Source organism: uncultured Polaribacter sp. (assembly GCF_947500975.1).
Classification (GTDB): Bacteria; Bacteroidota; Bacteroidia; order Flavobacteriales; family Flavobacteriaceae; genus Polaribacter.
This window is the reverse complement of sequence record NZ_CANMUE010000008.1, coordinates 96,590-111,270: the sequence shown is the minus strand read 5'-3', so window position 1 is coordinate 111,270 and position 14,681 is coordinate 96,590. Positions and strand designations below refer to the sequence as shown.

The following is a 14,681-nucleotide window of genomic DNA, read 5'->3' as shown; positions in this document are numbered from 1 at the left end:
GAGTTAGAAAAGAGATAAAAGAAAATTGATAAGCTTCTTTTTTCTCTTATTTATTTAAAAATCATAAGAATTTCCAAAATCATCTGAGCTATGATGTAAAAAATGCATATCTATATCTTGTAAAGAGTCAGAAAAAGAATGTAAATTTTCTTTATCTGCAATAATTTTATCAATTGCTGCGGTAGCATTTTTTAAACGAGTTTCTTTATCTCCTTTTAGTAAAATATAGGGTCTGTTATGTTTTTTTAAAGCGTTTTCAAAAGCATTAAACATTTCTAACCGTAGTTCTGGTCTGTCTCTTAAATCGTCTTCTTCAAAAGGAGTATCAATATAAGTGAGTAAGTATAAATCATAGGTGTTTTCATTAGCTGCTTTGTCTAGTTTTTCATCAACAAAACCACCATAAAATTCTTCAGAATATACTTTGGTTTCTAATAAATCTGTATCGCAAATTAATATTTTATCAGCTTTTTTTGCCAATGTATTTTCCAATTTCATTTGCCCAATTGCAATTGGTATTAAATCATCTGCTTCACAAGTTTTACGCTCATTGTTCCATTTGTTTTGTAAGTATTCTCTTGCAAATTCTGGAGCCCAAACAGTATTGTAATGTCTTGCTAAATGACGAGAAAGTGTTGTTTTTCCAGTAGATTCTGGACCAAACAAAACCACTTTTACAATGTTGATGTCTTTTTGTCTAAGCTTTTTTTCCATGCTAAATAACCAAATATTGCTATAAATGTAAATCCTAAGTATTGAAAACTAGTGAATGTAAATCCTTTGTAAAAATATAAAGGTACAGAAATGATGTTTCCTACAATCCAAAACAACCAATTTTCAATTTTACGTCTTGCCATTAACCACATTCCAACAAAGAAAATGGCGGTTGTTATGGTATCTGCATATGCAACCCAAGATGTCCATTTGTTAAAAATTTTATAGATGATAAAAACAAAAACTAAAGTTGCTATAAAAATAAAAACAGCTGTTTTTTTCTCTTTTTTTGTTGTTACAGAGATAGGTGTAACCAAATCGTTATCTACTTTACGAGTCCAAATATACCAACCATAAACACTCATGATAAAGTAATAAATGTTAATCATCATATCACCTAACAATTCCCATTTTAATAACAAATACACAAAGATTGATGTACTAATCATCCCTGTTGGAAATACCCAAATTTTATTTTGTTTCGAAAACCAAACTGATAAAAAACCAAAAATTATAGCAATAATTTCAAGTGTAATATCTATAGTAGATGATTGTGAGTATTGACCAAAAAGAAAATCTAAAATTTCTGTCATGTTGTTTTAGTTTGGTTTTTTAAAAGTCAAAAGTAAGGCGTTTTGTTTTTCTATCACAATAGGAATATATAATTCTAGAACAGAATTCAGTAATTTATTTAATAAGCATACACACAAGTAAAACCTTCAAATTCTAAAAATTCGATATTATAAGTAGTTTCTTTACCATTAAAACGGATTTCACCAGTAGTTTTTTTATCATCAAATTTAAAATCATCTACATATATATGATGTAAAAAAAGCAATTTTTTCTTCCCATAAATTTTATATAAACTCTCTTTTGCCCCCCAAACAATTGTAAGTTTACTAATTAAAGCATCTACATTTGCTATTGTTTTGTATTCTTCAATTTGTGTAAACTTAGGTGCGATTTTTAAAATCTTTTCACGTTGTTTTTCAATGTCGATTCCAACAGAAAATTCATCAGAAATAATAATACCTGTAAAATTAAAAGAATGAGTAATAGATATAAATTTACCATCCTTTAAATGTGGTTTTCCAAACTCATCATAAATAATATCAGCATCCGTATAATTTGCTATTTTTAATAAATGTCTAATGCTTAAAAAACCCTTTTTATGTAGTTCAGATTTCATGTTGTTTAAACGTATTCTGCTGGTTTCTGTTAATTCAATTCCTTCTAATAAAACAGCCAAAGGTTGTTCAATTTTCCAAATTAAAACCTTGGTGTTTTTATGAACCGTTAAACTTTTGTAAAGAGGCATACTATTTAATTTCTATGTCGTAAATTTGCACTTCTAAAATATTGAATATAAATATACATAATATGAGCACAAAAACAGCTTACGTACCAAACAAAGTTAAAGATATTTCTTTGGCCGCTTGGGGTAGAAAAGAAATTAATTTAGCAGAAGCAGAAATGCCAGGCTTAATGTCTTTGAGAGAAGAATATGGTGATTCTCAGCCATTAAAAGGTGCAAGAATTGCAGGTTGTTTACACATGACGATCCAAACAGCTGTTTTAATTGAAACTTTACAAGCTTTAGGAGCTGAAGTTACTTGGAGTTCTTGTAATATTTTTTCTACACAAGATCAGGCTGCTGCTGCAATTGCTGCTGCTGGAACTGCTGTGTATGCTTGGAAAGATATGACAGAGGAAGAGTTTGACTGGTGTATAGAACAAACCTTATTTTTTGGTGAAGACAAGCAACCATTAAATATGATTTTAGATGATGGTGGAGATTTAACAAATATGGTTTTGGATAAATATCCAGAACTAGCTGCAGGAATTAATGGTTTATCTGAAGAAACAACAACTGGTGTTCATAGATTATACGAGCGTGTTAAAAACGGAACTTTACCAATGCCAGCAATTAACGTAAACGATTCTGTTACAAAATCTAAGTTTGATAATAAGTATGGTTGTAAAGAATCTGCAGTAGATGCAATTCGTAGAGCAACAGATATTATGTTGGCTGGTAAACGTGTAACGGTTTGTGGTTATGGAGATGTTGGTAAAGGAACAGCGGCTTCTTTTAAAGGAGCAGGTTCTATTGTTACTGTTACAGAAATAGATCCAATTTGTGCTTTACAAGCGGCAATGGACGGTTTTGAAGTTAAAAAATTAGAAACTGTTGTTGGTAATTCTGATATTATTATCACTACAACAGGAAACAAAGATATTATTCAAGGTCGTCATTTTGAGGCAATGAAAGACAAGGTAATTGTTTGTAATATTGGACATTTTGATAACGAAATTGATATGGCTTGGTTAAATAAAAACCATGGTAATACAAAAGATACCATCAAGCCACAGGTTGATAAATACAACATCAACGGAAAAGATATTATTATTCTTGCAGAAGGTCGTTTGGTAAACTTAGGTTGTGCAACAGGTCATCCAAGTTTTGTAATGTCTAACTCATTTACAAACCAAACTTTGGCTCAAATCGAACTTTGGACAAATGCCGATGCTTATAAAAATGAAGTGTATATGTTACCAAAACATTTAGATGAAAAAGTAGCAAAATTACACTTAGCAAAAATAGGAGTGGAGCTTACAGAATTACGTGAAGATCAAGCATCTTATATTGGTGTAACTGTAGATGGCCCTTATAAACCTGAGCATTATAGATATTAAAAAGTTATGTTGAATTAGTTTTAACATTTCATCAATTATAATATTTAATTGTAAAAACTCGCAACTAATGAACACACTTATATAAATTAAGTGTAAAAAGTTTATCTAAAGTTGCGAGTTTTTTTGTAACAGTTAATTGAAGTATTTTAGCTTAAAAATTACAGAAATTATGAAGAAAATAATTTTAGTATTCATCATATGCTTTTCAATAGCTAAAATGAATGCTCAAGAGGAAAAAGTAAAACCCTACAATTCAGAAGCAGATGCTAAGGCAGATATTGCAAATGCTGTAAAGAAAGCTAAATCAGAAGGAAAGTATGTAATGATTCAAGCAGGTGGAAATTGGTGTGGTTGGTGTATTTTATTTGATGATAAAGTGAAAGCAACTCCAATATTAAAGAAAGCTTTGGATGAAAATTATGTTTCTGTTCACTTAAATTATTCTCGAGAAAATAAAGATATTTTTAAAGAATTAGGAAGTCCAGATAAATATGGATTCCCAGTATTTGTAATTTTAGACGAAGAAGGTAAAGTAGTGCATACTCAAGATAGTGGTAAACTTGAAGAAGGAAAAGGACACAGTACCGAAAAAGTGATGGAGTTTTTTACAAAATGGGCGCCTGTAAAAAAATAGGATAAAAATTAAAAATGCAATCAACCAAAAAAATAGGATTACTACTAGGGCCAATTTTATTTTTCTTGATTCAATTTTTGCCAATCATATTAGTTTCAGAAAAAGCAGATTCAGTTATTGCAGTTGCTATTTGGATGGTAATTTGGTGGATTACAGAAACTGTAAATATTTCGGTTACAGCTTTGTTGCCATTAATATTATTTCCACTTTTAAAAGTGATGCCAATTGCAGATGTTGGTGCTAATTATGGAAGTCCAATTATCTTTTTATTCTTTGGAGGTTTTGTGTTGGCTTTGGCTTTAGAGAAAGTAAATCTTCATAAAAGAATAGCATTAACCATTGTAAAACTTACAGGTACAACACCCAATAAAGTTATTTTAGGTTTTATGATAGCTACTGCTTTTATGAGTATGTGGATTAGCAATACAGCATCTACAGTTGTTATGTTACCAATTGCAATATCTGTAATTAGGTTGCTAATAAAAGACGAAGATGGTTTTACAAAAGCAGATAAAAACTTTGCATTGGCAATTATGTTAGGAATTGCGTTTTCTGCAAATGCCGGAGGAATTGCAACTGTTATTGGAACACCACCAAACTCAGTTTTAATTGGGTTGTTAGAAAATCAATATAATATTCAAATATCATTTTTAACTTGGATGAGTTTTGGCTTGCCTTTTTCAATCATAATGTTATTAGCAGTTTATTTTGTATTGGTAAAATGGTTTTTTCCTTGTAAAGATATTTTGTTTACATCTTCAACAAATATTATTAATGAAGAATTACAAAAACTTGGTAAAATTTCAAGAGAAGAAAAAAGAGTGTTAACTATTTTTGCAATCACCGTTTCTCTTTGGATTACAAGAACCATAATTAACAAACTATTTCCAGGTTTAAAATTAACTGATACTGTTATTAGTTTAATTGGAGCTGTTTCTTTATTTGCAATTCCTATGAATTTCAAAAAAGACAGTTTTATCCTTCAATGGAAAGACACAGAAAAATTAGCTTGGGGAATTTTAATCCTTTTTGGAGGAGGTTTAGCATTGGCAAAAGGAATGGCTTCAAGTGGATTGGTTTCTTTGATAACAGATATAATTTCGGCAGGAAACTTCAATATATTATTTACAGTTTCTTTATTAATTGTCCTAATGTTATTTATGACAGAATTGATGAGTAATGTTGCTTTAGTTGCTGTTTTAGCACCTGTTGTTGCGGGTATAGCTATCGGTTTAGATATTCCTATTTTAAATTTATTAATTCCTGTTACAATGGCATCTAGTTGTGCATTTATGTTGCCAATGGCAACTCCACCCAATGCAATTGTCTTTGCTAGTGGTTATGTGAAAGTGAATCAAATGGTAAGAGCAGGAATTGTATTGAATCTAATTGCAGTTGGTTTGTTAATTTTGTATTATCAGTTTGTAATTCCGTTGTTTTTTTAACCCAACCAACCATCTCTATCTAAGCTTCTATATTGAATAGCTTCTGCAATATGATCTGGAGAAATGTTAGTAGAATTTGCTAAATCGGCAATGGTTCTAGATACTTTCAAAATCCGGTCATAGGCTCTAGCTGAAAGGTTTAATTTTTCCATAGCAGTTTTTAATAATGTTAAACTTTCTTTGGATAATTTACAGAATTCTCGAATCTGCTTTACATTCATTTGAGCATTATAATGCACGTTTTCAAACTCTTTAAAACGCTCTGATTGAATTTCTCTAGCAGCAGTTACCCGTTTTCTAATTTCTACAGAAGATTCTCCTTTTCTTTCTTCGGATAATTTTTCAAAAGGAACAGGTGTAACCTCAATATGAATATCGATTCTGTCTAACAAAGGACCCGAAATCTTACTTAAATAGCGTTGCATTTCTTGCGGAGAAGAGGTCATTGGACTATTTGGATCATTAAAAAAACCACTTGGACTTGGATTCATACTTGCTACCAACATAAAACTACTTGGATACGTAACTGTAAATTTTGCTCTAGAAATAGTAACTTCTCTGTCTTCTAAAGGTTGACGCATTACTTCTAAAACATCACGTTTAAACTCGGGTAATTCGTCTAAAAATAAAACGCCATTATGTGATAAAGAAATTTCTCCTGGTCTTGGATATTGACCTCCACCTACAAGTGCAACATTAGATATTGTATGATGTGGGCTTCTAAAAGGACGTTGATATAGCAACCCTTCGTTTTTAGTTTTACCAACTACAGAATGAATTTTTGTAGTTTCTAATGCTTCGTGTAAAGTCATTGGAGGTAAAATAGAAGGTAATCTTTTTGCCAACATTGTTTTTCCTGATCCTGGAGGACCAATTAAAATAATATTATGCCCACCAGCAGCAGCAATTTCCATACAACGTTTTATAGATTCTTGTCCTTTTACATCAGAAAAATCAAATTCAGGAAAATCGATGTTTTTATAAAATTCTGCCCTTGTATCTACAACTGTAGGTTCAATTATTTTATCACCATTAAAATGATTAATAACTTCTAATATATTTTCTACTCCAAGAATTTCAAGATTATCTACAATTGCAGCTTCTTTAGCGTTTCCTTTAGGTAAAATTAAATATTTAAAACCTTCTTCTCTTGCTTTTATTGCAATTGGCAATGCGCCTCTTATAGGTTGCAAACTTCCGTCTAAAGAAAGCTCACCCATAATTAAATATTTATTAATATGTTCAGATTTTATTTGATTAGATGCTGCTAATATTCCTATAGCTAAAGTTAAATCATAAGCAGCACCTTCTTTTCTAATATCTGCAGGTGCCATATTAATGATGATTTTCTTTCCAGGAAGTTTGAAAGAGTTATTGTTTAGCGCTGCAGAAATTCTATAGGAACTCTCTCTAACAGCGTTATCTGGTAAACCAACTAAATGATACCCGATTCCTTTATCTATATTTACTTCTACAGTAATTGTGGTAGCTTCAATACCAAAAACGGCTGAGCCGTAGACTTTTACTAGCATTTTTTTCTTTAAAGATAAAGAATCTTAATCAATAAAAAAATGCGAGCAAAATATTTAGCTCGCATTTTTTATTAAAATTTTAATAAATAGATGTTATTTCTATTTTTTAAGAAACATTATTTAAGCTGAGTTTCTACTCGCATTAATATTTCCAAATAAAGAACGCATTACCATATTTTCATAAGTTTCAATCTCTGCAGTACTTCCATTATTTTTTTGTAATTCTTGAATTTGTTTTAAGGCAAATTGTTGAATAGTTAATAACGGTAAAACAATACTTTCTCTAATTTCAATAGAAGCTTTTCCTTCAGGATAATTTTCCATTAGTTCAGTATGTCCTGCTAGTTTAAGTAATAATCTTTTTGTTGTTTTGTATTCTTCAAAAATAATTTTCCAAAATTCTCCATAAACAGGATCATCAGCCATATAAGCTGTTAAGCCAAAGAAAGATTTTGTTAAACTCATCATACTGTTTTCTAGTAATGTTTTAAAGAAATCTGATGCGTTATAAAACTCAACAATTTGATCAAATTTACCAGCGTCTTCATATTTTTTAAGTGCAGTTCCTACTCCAAAAAATCCTGGAACATTTTGTTTTAACTGACTCCAACTTCCTACAAAAGGGATTGCTCTTAATTGTGAAAAATCTAAAGTATCAGAATTAGATCGTTTACTTGGTCTACTTCCAATATTGGTTTTTGCATAGTATTTTAACGTACTCATTTTTTCTAAATACGGTAAAAATTGTGGATGATTTTTAAAATCTACATAAGTTTTATAACTAGTTGTAGCTAAGTCATCTATAAGTTTTCTATGCTCATCATTTAATTGATCTTTGGTAAACATTTCGTTTTTAATACCAGAGCTTATTAATTGTTCTAAATTGTATTGTGAAGAGTCTAAAGTTCCAAAATTAGAACTAATTGTTTGACCCTGTATTGTTAACTGTATTTCTTTATCTTCAATAGTTGGCCCTAATGAAGCATAAAATTGATGTGTTTTTCCACCTCCTCTTGCAGGTGGTCCACCACGTCCGTCAAAGAAAATTACTTCAATATCAAATTCTCTAGAAACTTTTGTTAATGCTTCTTTAGCTTTAAAAATTCCCCAATTTGCCATTAAATACCCACCGTCTTTTGTTCCATCAGAAAAACCTAACATAATTGTTTGCTTGTTTTTTCTTTTAGTTAAGTGGTAACGGTAAGTCTTATTGGTGTATAAAGTACGCATTACATCTTCTGCGTTTATTAAATCTTCTACTGTTTCAAAAAGAGGAATTACATCTACTGGTAATTCGTTTTCAAAACCACATAAATTTAACATTGCAAAAGTTTGCATTACATTTAATGCCGTTTGATTGTTGCTAATTATATAACGATTTGCACCTCTTTCTCCATTTCTCTGTTGTATGGTTTTTAGTGCATAAATAGACTCAATAGTTTTAACAGACATTTCATCTGATAAAATACTTGGGTCAATACTACCTTTGGTTACAGAAAGTATATCTATTTGCTCTTTTTCAGATAAATGTTGATAATTTTTAGGAAAAGTAGTGTCACCAATTGCTATTAAATCATTTACAATTTGTGTAAATGCATTATGATGAACTCTACTGTCTTGTCTAATATCTAATGTTGCAAAATGGAAACCAAAAATTCTTACTTTATTAATAAAGTCATTTAATTCCTCAATAAATAAAGATTGATGTTTTGTTTCAATTATTTCTCTAGCAGCATATAATTCTTGTAATAAAAGTTTTTGCGAAAAATTAACTTTAGCATAACTTCTAATAACGTGTTTATAAAGTCTTTTTTCTAGATTTCCTAAAATTTCTTGAACACCATCAAAAGTAAAACGTCTTTTTAATCTTCTTACATCTCTGTAATAATTTCTAAGGATTGATTGACGCAATCTTTCAGCTACATTTAAAGTAATTTCTGTAGTTACAAAAGGGTTTCCATCTCTATCTCCTCCAGGCCAAAAACCAAGATCAATAATCTCATTATCTATAGGTTTTCCATCATAAACATTATGTTGAATGTAATTGTAAATTTTTGGTATAGAATGATAAAAAACATTTTCTAAATACCAAACTAAACTTACAGCTTCATCAAAAGGTGTTGGCTTTTTCTTGTTATAAAAAGGCGTTTTTCCTAGTTGTGCTAATAATTTTTTTATTAATAATAAGTCATCATTTTGTATCGCCTTGTCTAAATCAGTAATAATTCCTAAAACTGAACCTGGGTAAAATTGAGTAGGATGAGCTGTTAACACTATTCTTACTTTAAATTCTTCTAAATAAGCTTTAAGTTCTTCTTTTTTATTTCCAATAATGGCAGCTTCTTTAGAATTTCTAAGCGTACCAATTCCATCCATATTATTTACGCTAGAAAAAGCAGCATCTTCTACAGCATCAAATAAAACTACTTGGCGTTCTATATATTGTATAAATAGGAAAAGTAAATCTGTTTTTTCTTTTTCTGTAGGGTTTTCATGATATTTTTTGAAAAAAGTTTCAACAATTTCTGTTGGATTTTTTCCTTCTTTAAACCCATTTTCACATATTTTATGAAATAAAGGTAACATAACACCAGTATTATTGATGGTGTCAAAAGGAAGTGTCATAAATATGCTATTGTAAATTTGATATTTAGAAAGCACATTATTATTAAATCTTGCTAATTTGGGTAATCCAGACATAACTCTACGAATTTTATAATTCGTGAAATTACAAAAAACTAAAAGTAAAATACCTAGAGAATTACGAATAATCAATTAAAAAATTGCGAAAACGATATAAATTTTGATATTTTTTTTATAAATGTTTAATTTCTATCGAACAGAATTATTTTTACTGAATATTAAACGTTTTTTTTAGTTTAAATTAGGATTTTGACAATGTATATTCCAATGTGTTGGATCGTTTTGTAGCACTAAAATTTTTGATAAATTTCTATCCAAAGATCTTTTATAATCGTAATTGAAAGCCAAAGGGTGTTTTCCAAAGTATTGAAAATCTTCAGAAAATTGATTTAAACTTTGATTAAATGGATCTGAAAAAACAAAAGTATAGTTACTTAAATTTAACCTTTTATTAAGTGCTGAAAAACCATTTTTATCAACCGATAATTTAGAAAAAGTATAAATACTTGTTGGTTTTGTTGTTTCTTTTTTATCTTGTTTTTGTGCGTTTAAAGAAATACTAAAAATAAAAACAGTAAAAAGAAAAAGGTATTTAGTTTTCATAATTTTGTAAGTTTTGGTTCTTAGAATAAGCATCAAGATTTATACCAAATTAGTTTTCTTTAAATTTTAATAAACCTTCTTTTAACCAACTATAATAGGTGTCTCTATCTGTATATTGTTGAGTATTGTTTAAAATTTCTAACTCAGGACTTAATAAAACATAATAGGGTTGTGATGCGTTTTTAAAATTTATCACCTGAAATGTAGCCCATTTATCTCCATAAGTTTCAATTTTTTTCACTTTTCCATTTGGCTTTAAAAAATCGAATTGTAGTTCTTTTGGCAACTTCTTTTCATTATCATCCACATATAAAGAAATTAAAATATAGTCCTCTTTTAACGTTTGATAAATGTCTTGTTCACTCCAAACATTTTCTTCCATTTTTCTGCAATTTACACATGCCCAGCCTGTAAAATCTAATAAAATGGGTTTGTTGGTTTTTTTGGCTGCTGCTAAACCTTCATCAAAATCTTTATAACAATCTAACCCTAAAGGACAATTGTTTTCGGTTTCATAAACACTATAAAATTGGGGAGGTGGAAAACCACTTAGTAAACTTAAATTCCATGTTGGTGTTTTTAAAACTCCAGGAGCAATATAAATGATAAAAGCAATAATTAAAACCCCAAATGAAATTCTAGAAAACGATAGTTTTTTGATAGGAGAATCGTGTGGAAACTTAATTTTAGCAAATAGATATAATGCTAATCCTATAAAAATTACAATCCAAATTCCTATAAAAACTTCACGTTTTAATATACCCCAATGCGCAACTAAATCTGCATTTGATAAAAATTTAAAAGCCAAAGCTAATTCTAAAAACCCTAAAACAACTTTGGTTGTGTTTAACCAGCCACCAGATTTTGGTAACGAATTTAACCAACTAGGAAATAACGCGAATAAAGCAAAAGGTAATGCTAGTGCTAAACCAAAACCAGTCATTCCTGCTGTTAATTGTGTTGCTCCACCATCAGAAGTTAATGAACCTGCCAATAATGATCCTAAAATAGGACCAGTACAAGAAAATGAAACAATTGCTAAGGTTAAAGCCATAAAGAAAATTCCAATAATTCCGCCAACTGAAGAAGCGGAATCCATTTTGTTTCCCCAAGAACTTGGTAAAGTTATTTCGTAAAAGCCAAAGAATGAAAACGCAAAAAAGACCAAAACCACAAAAAAGAAAATATTTAAATAGATATTGGTAGAGATTGTATTTAAAATTTCTGGATCTAAATTATCTAAAAAATGAAAAGGAAGACTTAATAAAATATATATAAATACGATAAAAATTCCATACAAAACGGCATTAAAAATACCTTTGTTTTTATTTTGAGATTGTTTTGTGAAAAACGAAACTGTTAAAGGAATCATAGGAAAAACACAAGGAGTTAACAAGGCTAACAAACCACCTACAAAACCTAATAAAAATATACTAAATAATCCATTTGATTTTTCAGAGTTTGAATCTGAGGTATTATTTAAAAGAGATGTATTTTTTAAATCTAATTTTAATTTATTAGTTAGGTTTTTGCTTTTTTCATCAATAGATATAACTTCTTCAATTGTTTTACCAACTAATGAAATTGTAAAATCTTCATCAATATTTATACAAGCAGTTTCACAAACTTGTCCAAAGAAATTAAGTTTTATTTGAGAGAGATCTTTATTTGTTAATTGTATTCTTTGTGTAATTACTGCTTTATCTTTAAAAACAATTTCTTCTTTTCTCCAAATTTCAGAATATTTTTTAAAAGTTTCTTTTTCAGTGGCTTTACCCATTAATTTATAACCAATTTCATCTTTTTGTAATGAAATTTCTAGTGGTAAAGAAGCATCTTCAGGGTTGTATTGTGAGTATAAATACCAACCTTTGTAAAGTTTTGCATGAAAAGCAATATCAAACTCAGTATCAGATATTTTTTTAACAGAAGTTGTTATTTTTATTGGATCATTTTCAGTTTGCGAAAAACTAAAAAATGAACAGAGTATAAAAGCTATTAAAAAGATAAATTTATTCATTACGTTGTGGTTATTTTTAAATTGTTTTTTTTGATAAAACGGTTGTCTTGTCTATGATTTATCACCCAAATAATTTCATTATCAGTATTGCAAAGTAGCCAAGTATTTTCTTTTTCTAAAAGTGAAAATTTTTCATCTTTAAAATATTTACTTAATTTTTTTTTTCCTTGCATTCCTTGGGGATAAAGATAGTCACCATTTTGCCATTTCCTTATCTTTAAAGGATACTTTAACAAATCTTTATCAACGTAAATAGTTTGTTTGTTTTCTGATGATTTTTGCTGAACTTCTTCAAAAACCAAAGAAATTGGATTTGAGATTTGAGTTTGATTTTTATCAATTTGAAACGATAATTCTTTAGAAGAAGTCGGTTTTTTTTTAGACAATAATAAAAAACCTCTGTCTTTTAATAACCTGTAATTTTCTGAAAAAACTTGTTTGCCAGATTGAGCAGAAAGTAAATTATAAACATCATTCCACTCAGTAAAATTGTATACTTTTAAGAGCTGAAATAAATATGCTTTTGGTTTTGATAATTGATTGATTTTATCAATATCTATTTTTATAATACTGTTTTCTGAAGTGATAGTTTTAGATTTTACATCTTCAATTTTATCTTCAATAATTTGTTTACTCTCTTGCAAATTATCAATAGTATTAGAAAAGGTGTTTAATAAAGTGGGGTTAATTTCTTTTAAAATAGGTACAATCTGATGTCTAATTTTATTTCTGATATATTTTGTAGATGCGTTACTTGCATCTTCTCGCCATTCAATTTTATGCTCGTTAGCATATTCAAAAATTTCTTCCCTAGAAAAAGGTAAAAGCGGACGAATAATATTTCCATTTTTTTCAGGAATTCCAGTAAATCCGTCTAAACCAGTTCCTCTTGTTAAATTGATAAGAAAGGTTTCTAAATTATCATCTGCATGATGTGCGGTTAAAACATAATTAAAATTGTGTTTTTCTATAAGTTCTTGAAACCAATTATATCTTAATTGTCGTGCAGCAATTTGTGTTGATAGTTTGTTTTTTTGGGAAAATTTATTTGTATCAAAATTTATTGTAAAAATTTGATTAGAATATTTTTTAGATATTTTTTTAATGAATTCTTCATCTAAATCACTTTCTTTTCCTCTTAATTTAAAGTTACAATGTGCTAAAGAAATATCGAAATTTAATTGGGAAAGAAGATGTTGTAAAACAACCGAATCTAAACCTCCAGAAATAGCAATTAATAGCTTTTTATCTCTTAAATAAGAGAAATTATTATTGATATGTTTTTTAAATTTTTGCAGCATTTCTGCCTCAAAAGTAAGTAATTTATAACTGAGAATTTAACCAGTTTATAATATCTTGTAGCATTTCTTCTTTACATAAATCATTATGCAATTCATGGTAGCCGCCATTAAATAATTTTAAAGTTGCTTTTTCTGAATTATTTGTAAATTCTTGTGTTCCTTTATAATCAGTAATTTTATCATCCGTACCATGTAATAAATACATGTTTGTTTGTAATTTATTAGCGTTTCTAATTGCCCATTTACCAGTGTCAATAAAAGTTAAAGAAAAATTAGGGCTAATTTTATTATGTATTAAAGGGTCATCAATATATTTGTCAATTTCTATTTTATCTCTAGAAATGTCATTGGCATTTAATCCATTTCCGATTGTTATTGAAGGTGCTATTTTTTGTAGCAATTTGCCAACAGCTAACTTAATTTTTGGTGGTTCAAATGCTAATTTTAAAAACGGACTTGTTGCAATTATACCTTTTAAATTATGTTTTTTTCTAATACTATAATTAATAACTGTGTTACCACCCATTGAGTGCCCATAAAGAAAAACAGGTTTGTTTGGAAATAATTCTTTTGCTTTTTCAATAGTTTTTGATACGCTTTCTAAAACTGCTCCAAAATTTGGATTATGACCACGTTTACCTAAGGTTTTGCCATGTCCAAAATGATCAAAAGCAACAACAGAAAAATTGTTTTTTGTTAATTTTTGTGCAACATGAACATATCGGGTGGAATGTTCTCCCATTCCGTGAACTAATACAACAACGGCTTTTGTTTCTTTTGCTTTCCAAAATTGACCAAAAAATTTGGTTTTGTAAATGTTGAAATTAAACTCATCATGTGTCATAATTGTTGTTTTTTTAGCCAAATTCTAATCTCTTTTTTTAAAGATTGTTCTGGTTTTGGTAATGGTATTGTTCTGCCAAATTGTTTACTTCTATTAAATTTAGAGAAATTTATTTTTAGTTGTTTCCATTCAGAAGGAAACATATCTAAAAACTTAGCAAACATATTTATTTCATTTGGCCTTTCTTTTAAATTTTCAAATACTAACTTAAACTTTTCTTCTTGATCAATTATCATATTGTAAATATAAAA

Annotated in this window: 13 protein-coding genes; 3 read left to right on the top strand and 10 right to left on the bottom strand. The window is 28.8% G+C overall.

What is annotated here, in order from left to right; translation table 11 throughout:
• Positions 1-54 precede the first annotated feature (54 nt).
• The 3 genes from Q0733_RS10235 to Q0733_RS10225 all read right to left on the bottom strand — a co-directional run bounded on the left by Q0733_RS10235 (position 55) and on the right by Q0733_RS10225 (position 2,032).
• Entirely contained in the window at positions 55-714 is a 660-nt protein-coding gene (locus Q0733_RS10235) for an ATP-binding protein (RefSeq protein WP_298782116.1), read from the bottom strand.
• Positions 675-1,307 (bottom strand): nicotinamide riboside transporter PnuC, encoded by a 633-nt coding sequence (pnuC, locus tag Q0733_RS10230; RefSeq protein WP_298782115.1) that lies wholly within the window; start codon positions 1,305-1,307, stop codon positions 675-677. The genes Q0733_RS10235 and pnuC overlap by 40 nt, the downstream gene beginning before the upstream one ends.
• Before the next feature lie 98 nt (positions 1,308-1,405).
• On the bottom strand, positions 1,406-2,032 hold the full coding sequence (locus tag Q0733_RS10225; protein WP_298782114.1) for a 4'-phosphopantetheinyl transferase superfamily protein: 627 nt from the start codon (positions 2,030-2,032) through the stop codon (positions 1,406-1,408).
• Positions 2,033-2,094: 62 nt separating this feature from the next.
• Between Q0733_RS10225 and ahcY the strand changes: the two genes are divergently transcribed.
• The 3 genes from ahcY (at position 2,095) to Q0733_RS10210 (ending at position 5,487) form a co-directional block, all read left to right on the top strand.
• Entirely contained in the window at positions 2,095-3,408 is a 1,314-nt protein-coding gene (ahcY, locus tag Q0733_RS10220; protein ID WP_298782113.1) for an adenosylhomocysteinase, read from the top strand.
• Between the two features lie 169 nt (positions 3,409-3,577).
• Positions 3,578-4,042 (top strand): thioredoxin family protein, encoded by a 465-nt coding sequence (locus Q0733_RS10215; RefSeq protein ID WP_298782112.1) that lies wholly within the window; start codon positions 3,578-3,580, stop codon positions 4,040-4,042.
• Positions 4,043-4,056: 14 nt separating this feature from the next.
• Positions 4,057-5,487: a DASS family sodium-coupled anion symporter gene (locus Q0733_RS10210; RefSeq protein WP_298782111.1), complete on the top strand. Its 1,431-nt coding sequence runs from the start codon at positions 4,057-4,059 to the stop codon at positions 5,485-5,487.
• Here Q0733_RS10210 and Q0733_RS10205 read toward each other — a convergent pair.
• The 7 genes from Q0733_RS10205 to Q0733_RS10175 form a co-directional block, all read right to left on the bottom strand.
• A complete protein-coding gene (locus tag Q0733_RS10205) occupies positions 5,484-7,019 on the bottom strand; it encodes a YifB family Mg chelatase-like AAA ATPase (protein ID WP_298782110.1) in 1,536 nt (511 codons plus the stop codon). The genes Q0733_RS10210 and Q0733_RS10205 overlap by 4 nt on opposite strands.
• Positions 7,020-7,139: 120 nt before the next feature.
• Positions 7,140-9,719, bottom strand: a complete 2,580-nt coding sequence (locus Q0733_RS10200; RefSeq protein WP_298782109.1) for a phosphoenolpyruvate carboxylase — start codon at positions 9,717-9,719, stop codon at positions 7,140-7,142.
• A gap of 174 nt (positions 9,720-9,893) precedes the next feature.
• A complete protein-coding gene (locus Q0733_RS10195) occupies positions 9,894-10,265 on the bottom strand; it encodes a hypothetical protein (RefSeq protein WP_298782108.1) in 372 nt (123 codons plus the stop codon).
• A 49-nt stretch (positions 10,266-10,314) separates the two neighbouring features.
• Positions 10,315-12,285: a protein-disulfide reductase DsbD gene (locus Q0733_RS10190; RefSeq protein WP_298782107.1), complete on the bottom strand. Its 1,971-nt coding sequence runs from the start codon at positions 12,283-12,285 to the stop codon at positions 10,315-10,317.
• Complete coding sequence (gene tilS, locus Q0733_RS10185; RefSeq protein WP_298782106.1) at positions 12,285-13,586, bottom strand: tRNA lysidine(34) synthetase TilS; 1,302 nt, start codon at positions 13,584-13,586, stop codon at positions 12,285-12,287. The genes Q0733_RS10190 and tilS overlap by 1 nt, the downstream gene beginning before the upstream one ends.
• Positions 13,587-13,608: 22 nt before the next feature.
• The gene (locus Q0733_RS10180; RefSeq protein WP_298782105.1) at positions 13,609-14,451 is read right to left on the bottom strand and encodes an alpha/beta hydrolase; all 843 of its coding nucleotides are present in this window, start codon (positions 14,449-14,451) and stop codon (positions 13,609-13,611) included.
• Entirely contained in the window at positions 14,427-14,666 is a 240-nt protein-coding gene (locus Q0733_RS10175; protein ID WP_298782104.1) for a hypothetical protein, read from the bottom strand. The genes Q0733_RS10180 and Q0733_RS10175 overlap by 25 nt, the downstream gene beginning before the upstream one ends.
• Positions 14,667-14,681: the final 15 nt, after the last annotated feature.

Coding starts and splice junctions, on each gene's coding strand:
- Q0733_RS10215 (WP_298782112.1), top strand. CDS start 3,578: ATGAAGAAAATAATTTTAGTATTCATCATATGCTTTTCAATAGCTAAA.
- tilS (WP_298782106.1), bottom strand. CDS start 13,586: ATGCTGCAAAAATTTAAAAAACATATCAATAATAATTTCTCTTATTTA.
- pnuC (WP_298782115.1), bottom strand. CDS start 1,307: ATGACAGAAATTTTAGATTTTCTTTTTGGTCAATACTCACAATCATCT.
- Q0733_RS10200 (WP_298782109.1), bottom strand. CDS start 9,719: ATGTCTGGATTACCCAAATTAGCAAGATTTAATAATAATGTGCTTTCT.
- Q0733_RS10225 (WP_298782114.1), bottom strand. CDS start 2,032: ATGCCTCTTTACAAAAGTTTAACGGTTCATAAAAACACCAAGGTTTTA.
- Q0733_RS10195 (WP_298782108.1), bottom strand. CDS start 10,265: ATGAAAACTAAATACCTTTTTCTTTTTACTGTTTTTATTTTTAGTATT.
- Q0733_RS10235 (WP_298782116.1), bottom strand. CDS start 714: ATGGAAAAAAAGCTTAGACAAAAAGACATCAACATTGTAAAAGTGGTT.
- Q0733_RS10210 (WP_298782111.1), top strand. CDS start 4,057: ATGCAATCAACCAAAAAAATAGGATTACTACTAGGGCCAATTTTATTT.
- Q0733_RS10190 (WP_298782107.1), bottom strand. CDS start 12,285: ATGAATAAATTTATCTTTTTAATAGCTTTTATACTCTGTTCATTTTTT.
- Q0733_RS10175 (WP_298782104.1), bottom strand. CDS start 14,666: ATGATAATTGATCAAGAAGAAAAGTTTAAGTTAGTATTTGAAAATTTA.
- ahcY (WP_298782113.1), top strand. CDS start 2,095: ATGAGCACAAAAACAGCTTACGTACCAAACAAAGTTAAAGATATTTCT.
- Q0733_RS10205 (WP_298782110.1), bottom strand. CDS start 7,019: ATGCTAGTAAAAGTCTACGGCTCAGCCGTTTTTGGTATTGAAGCTACC.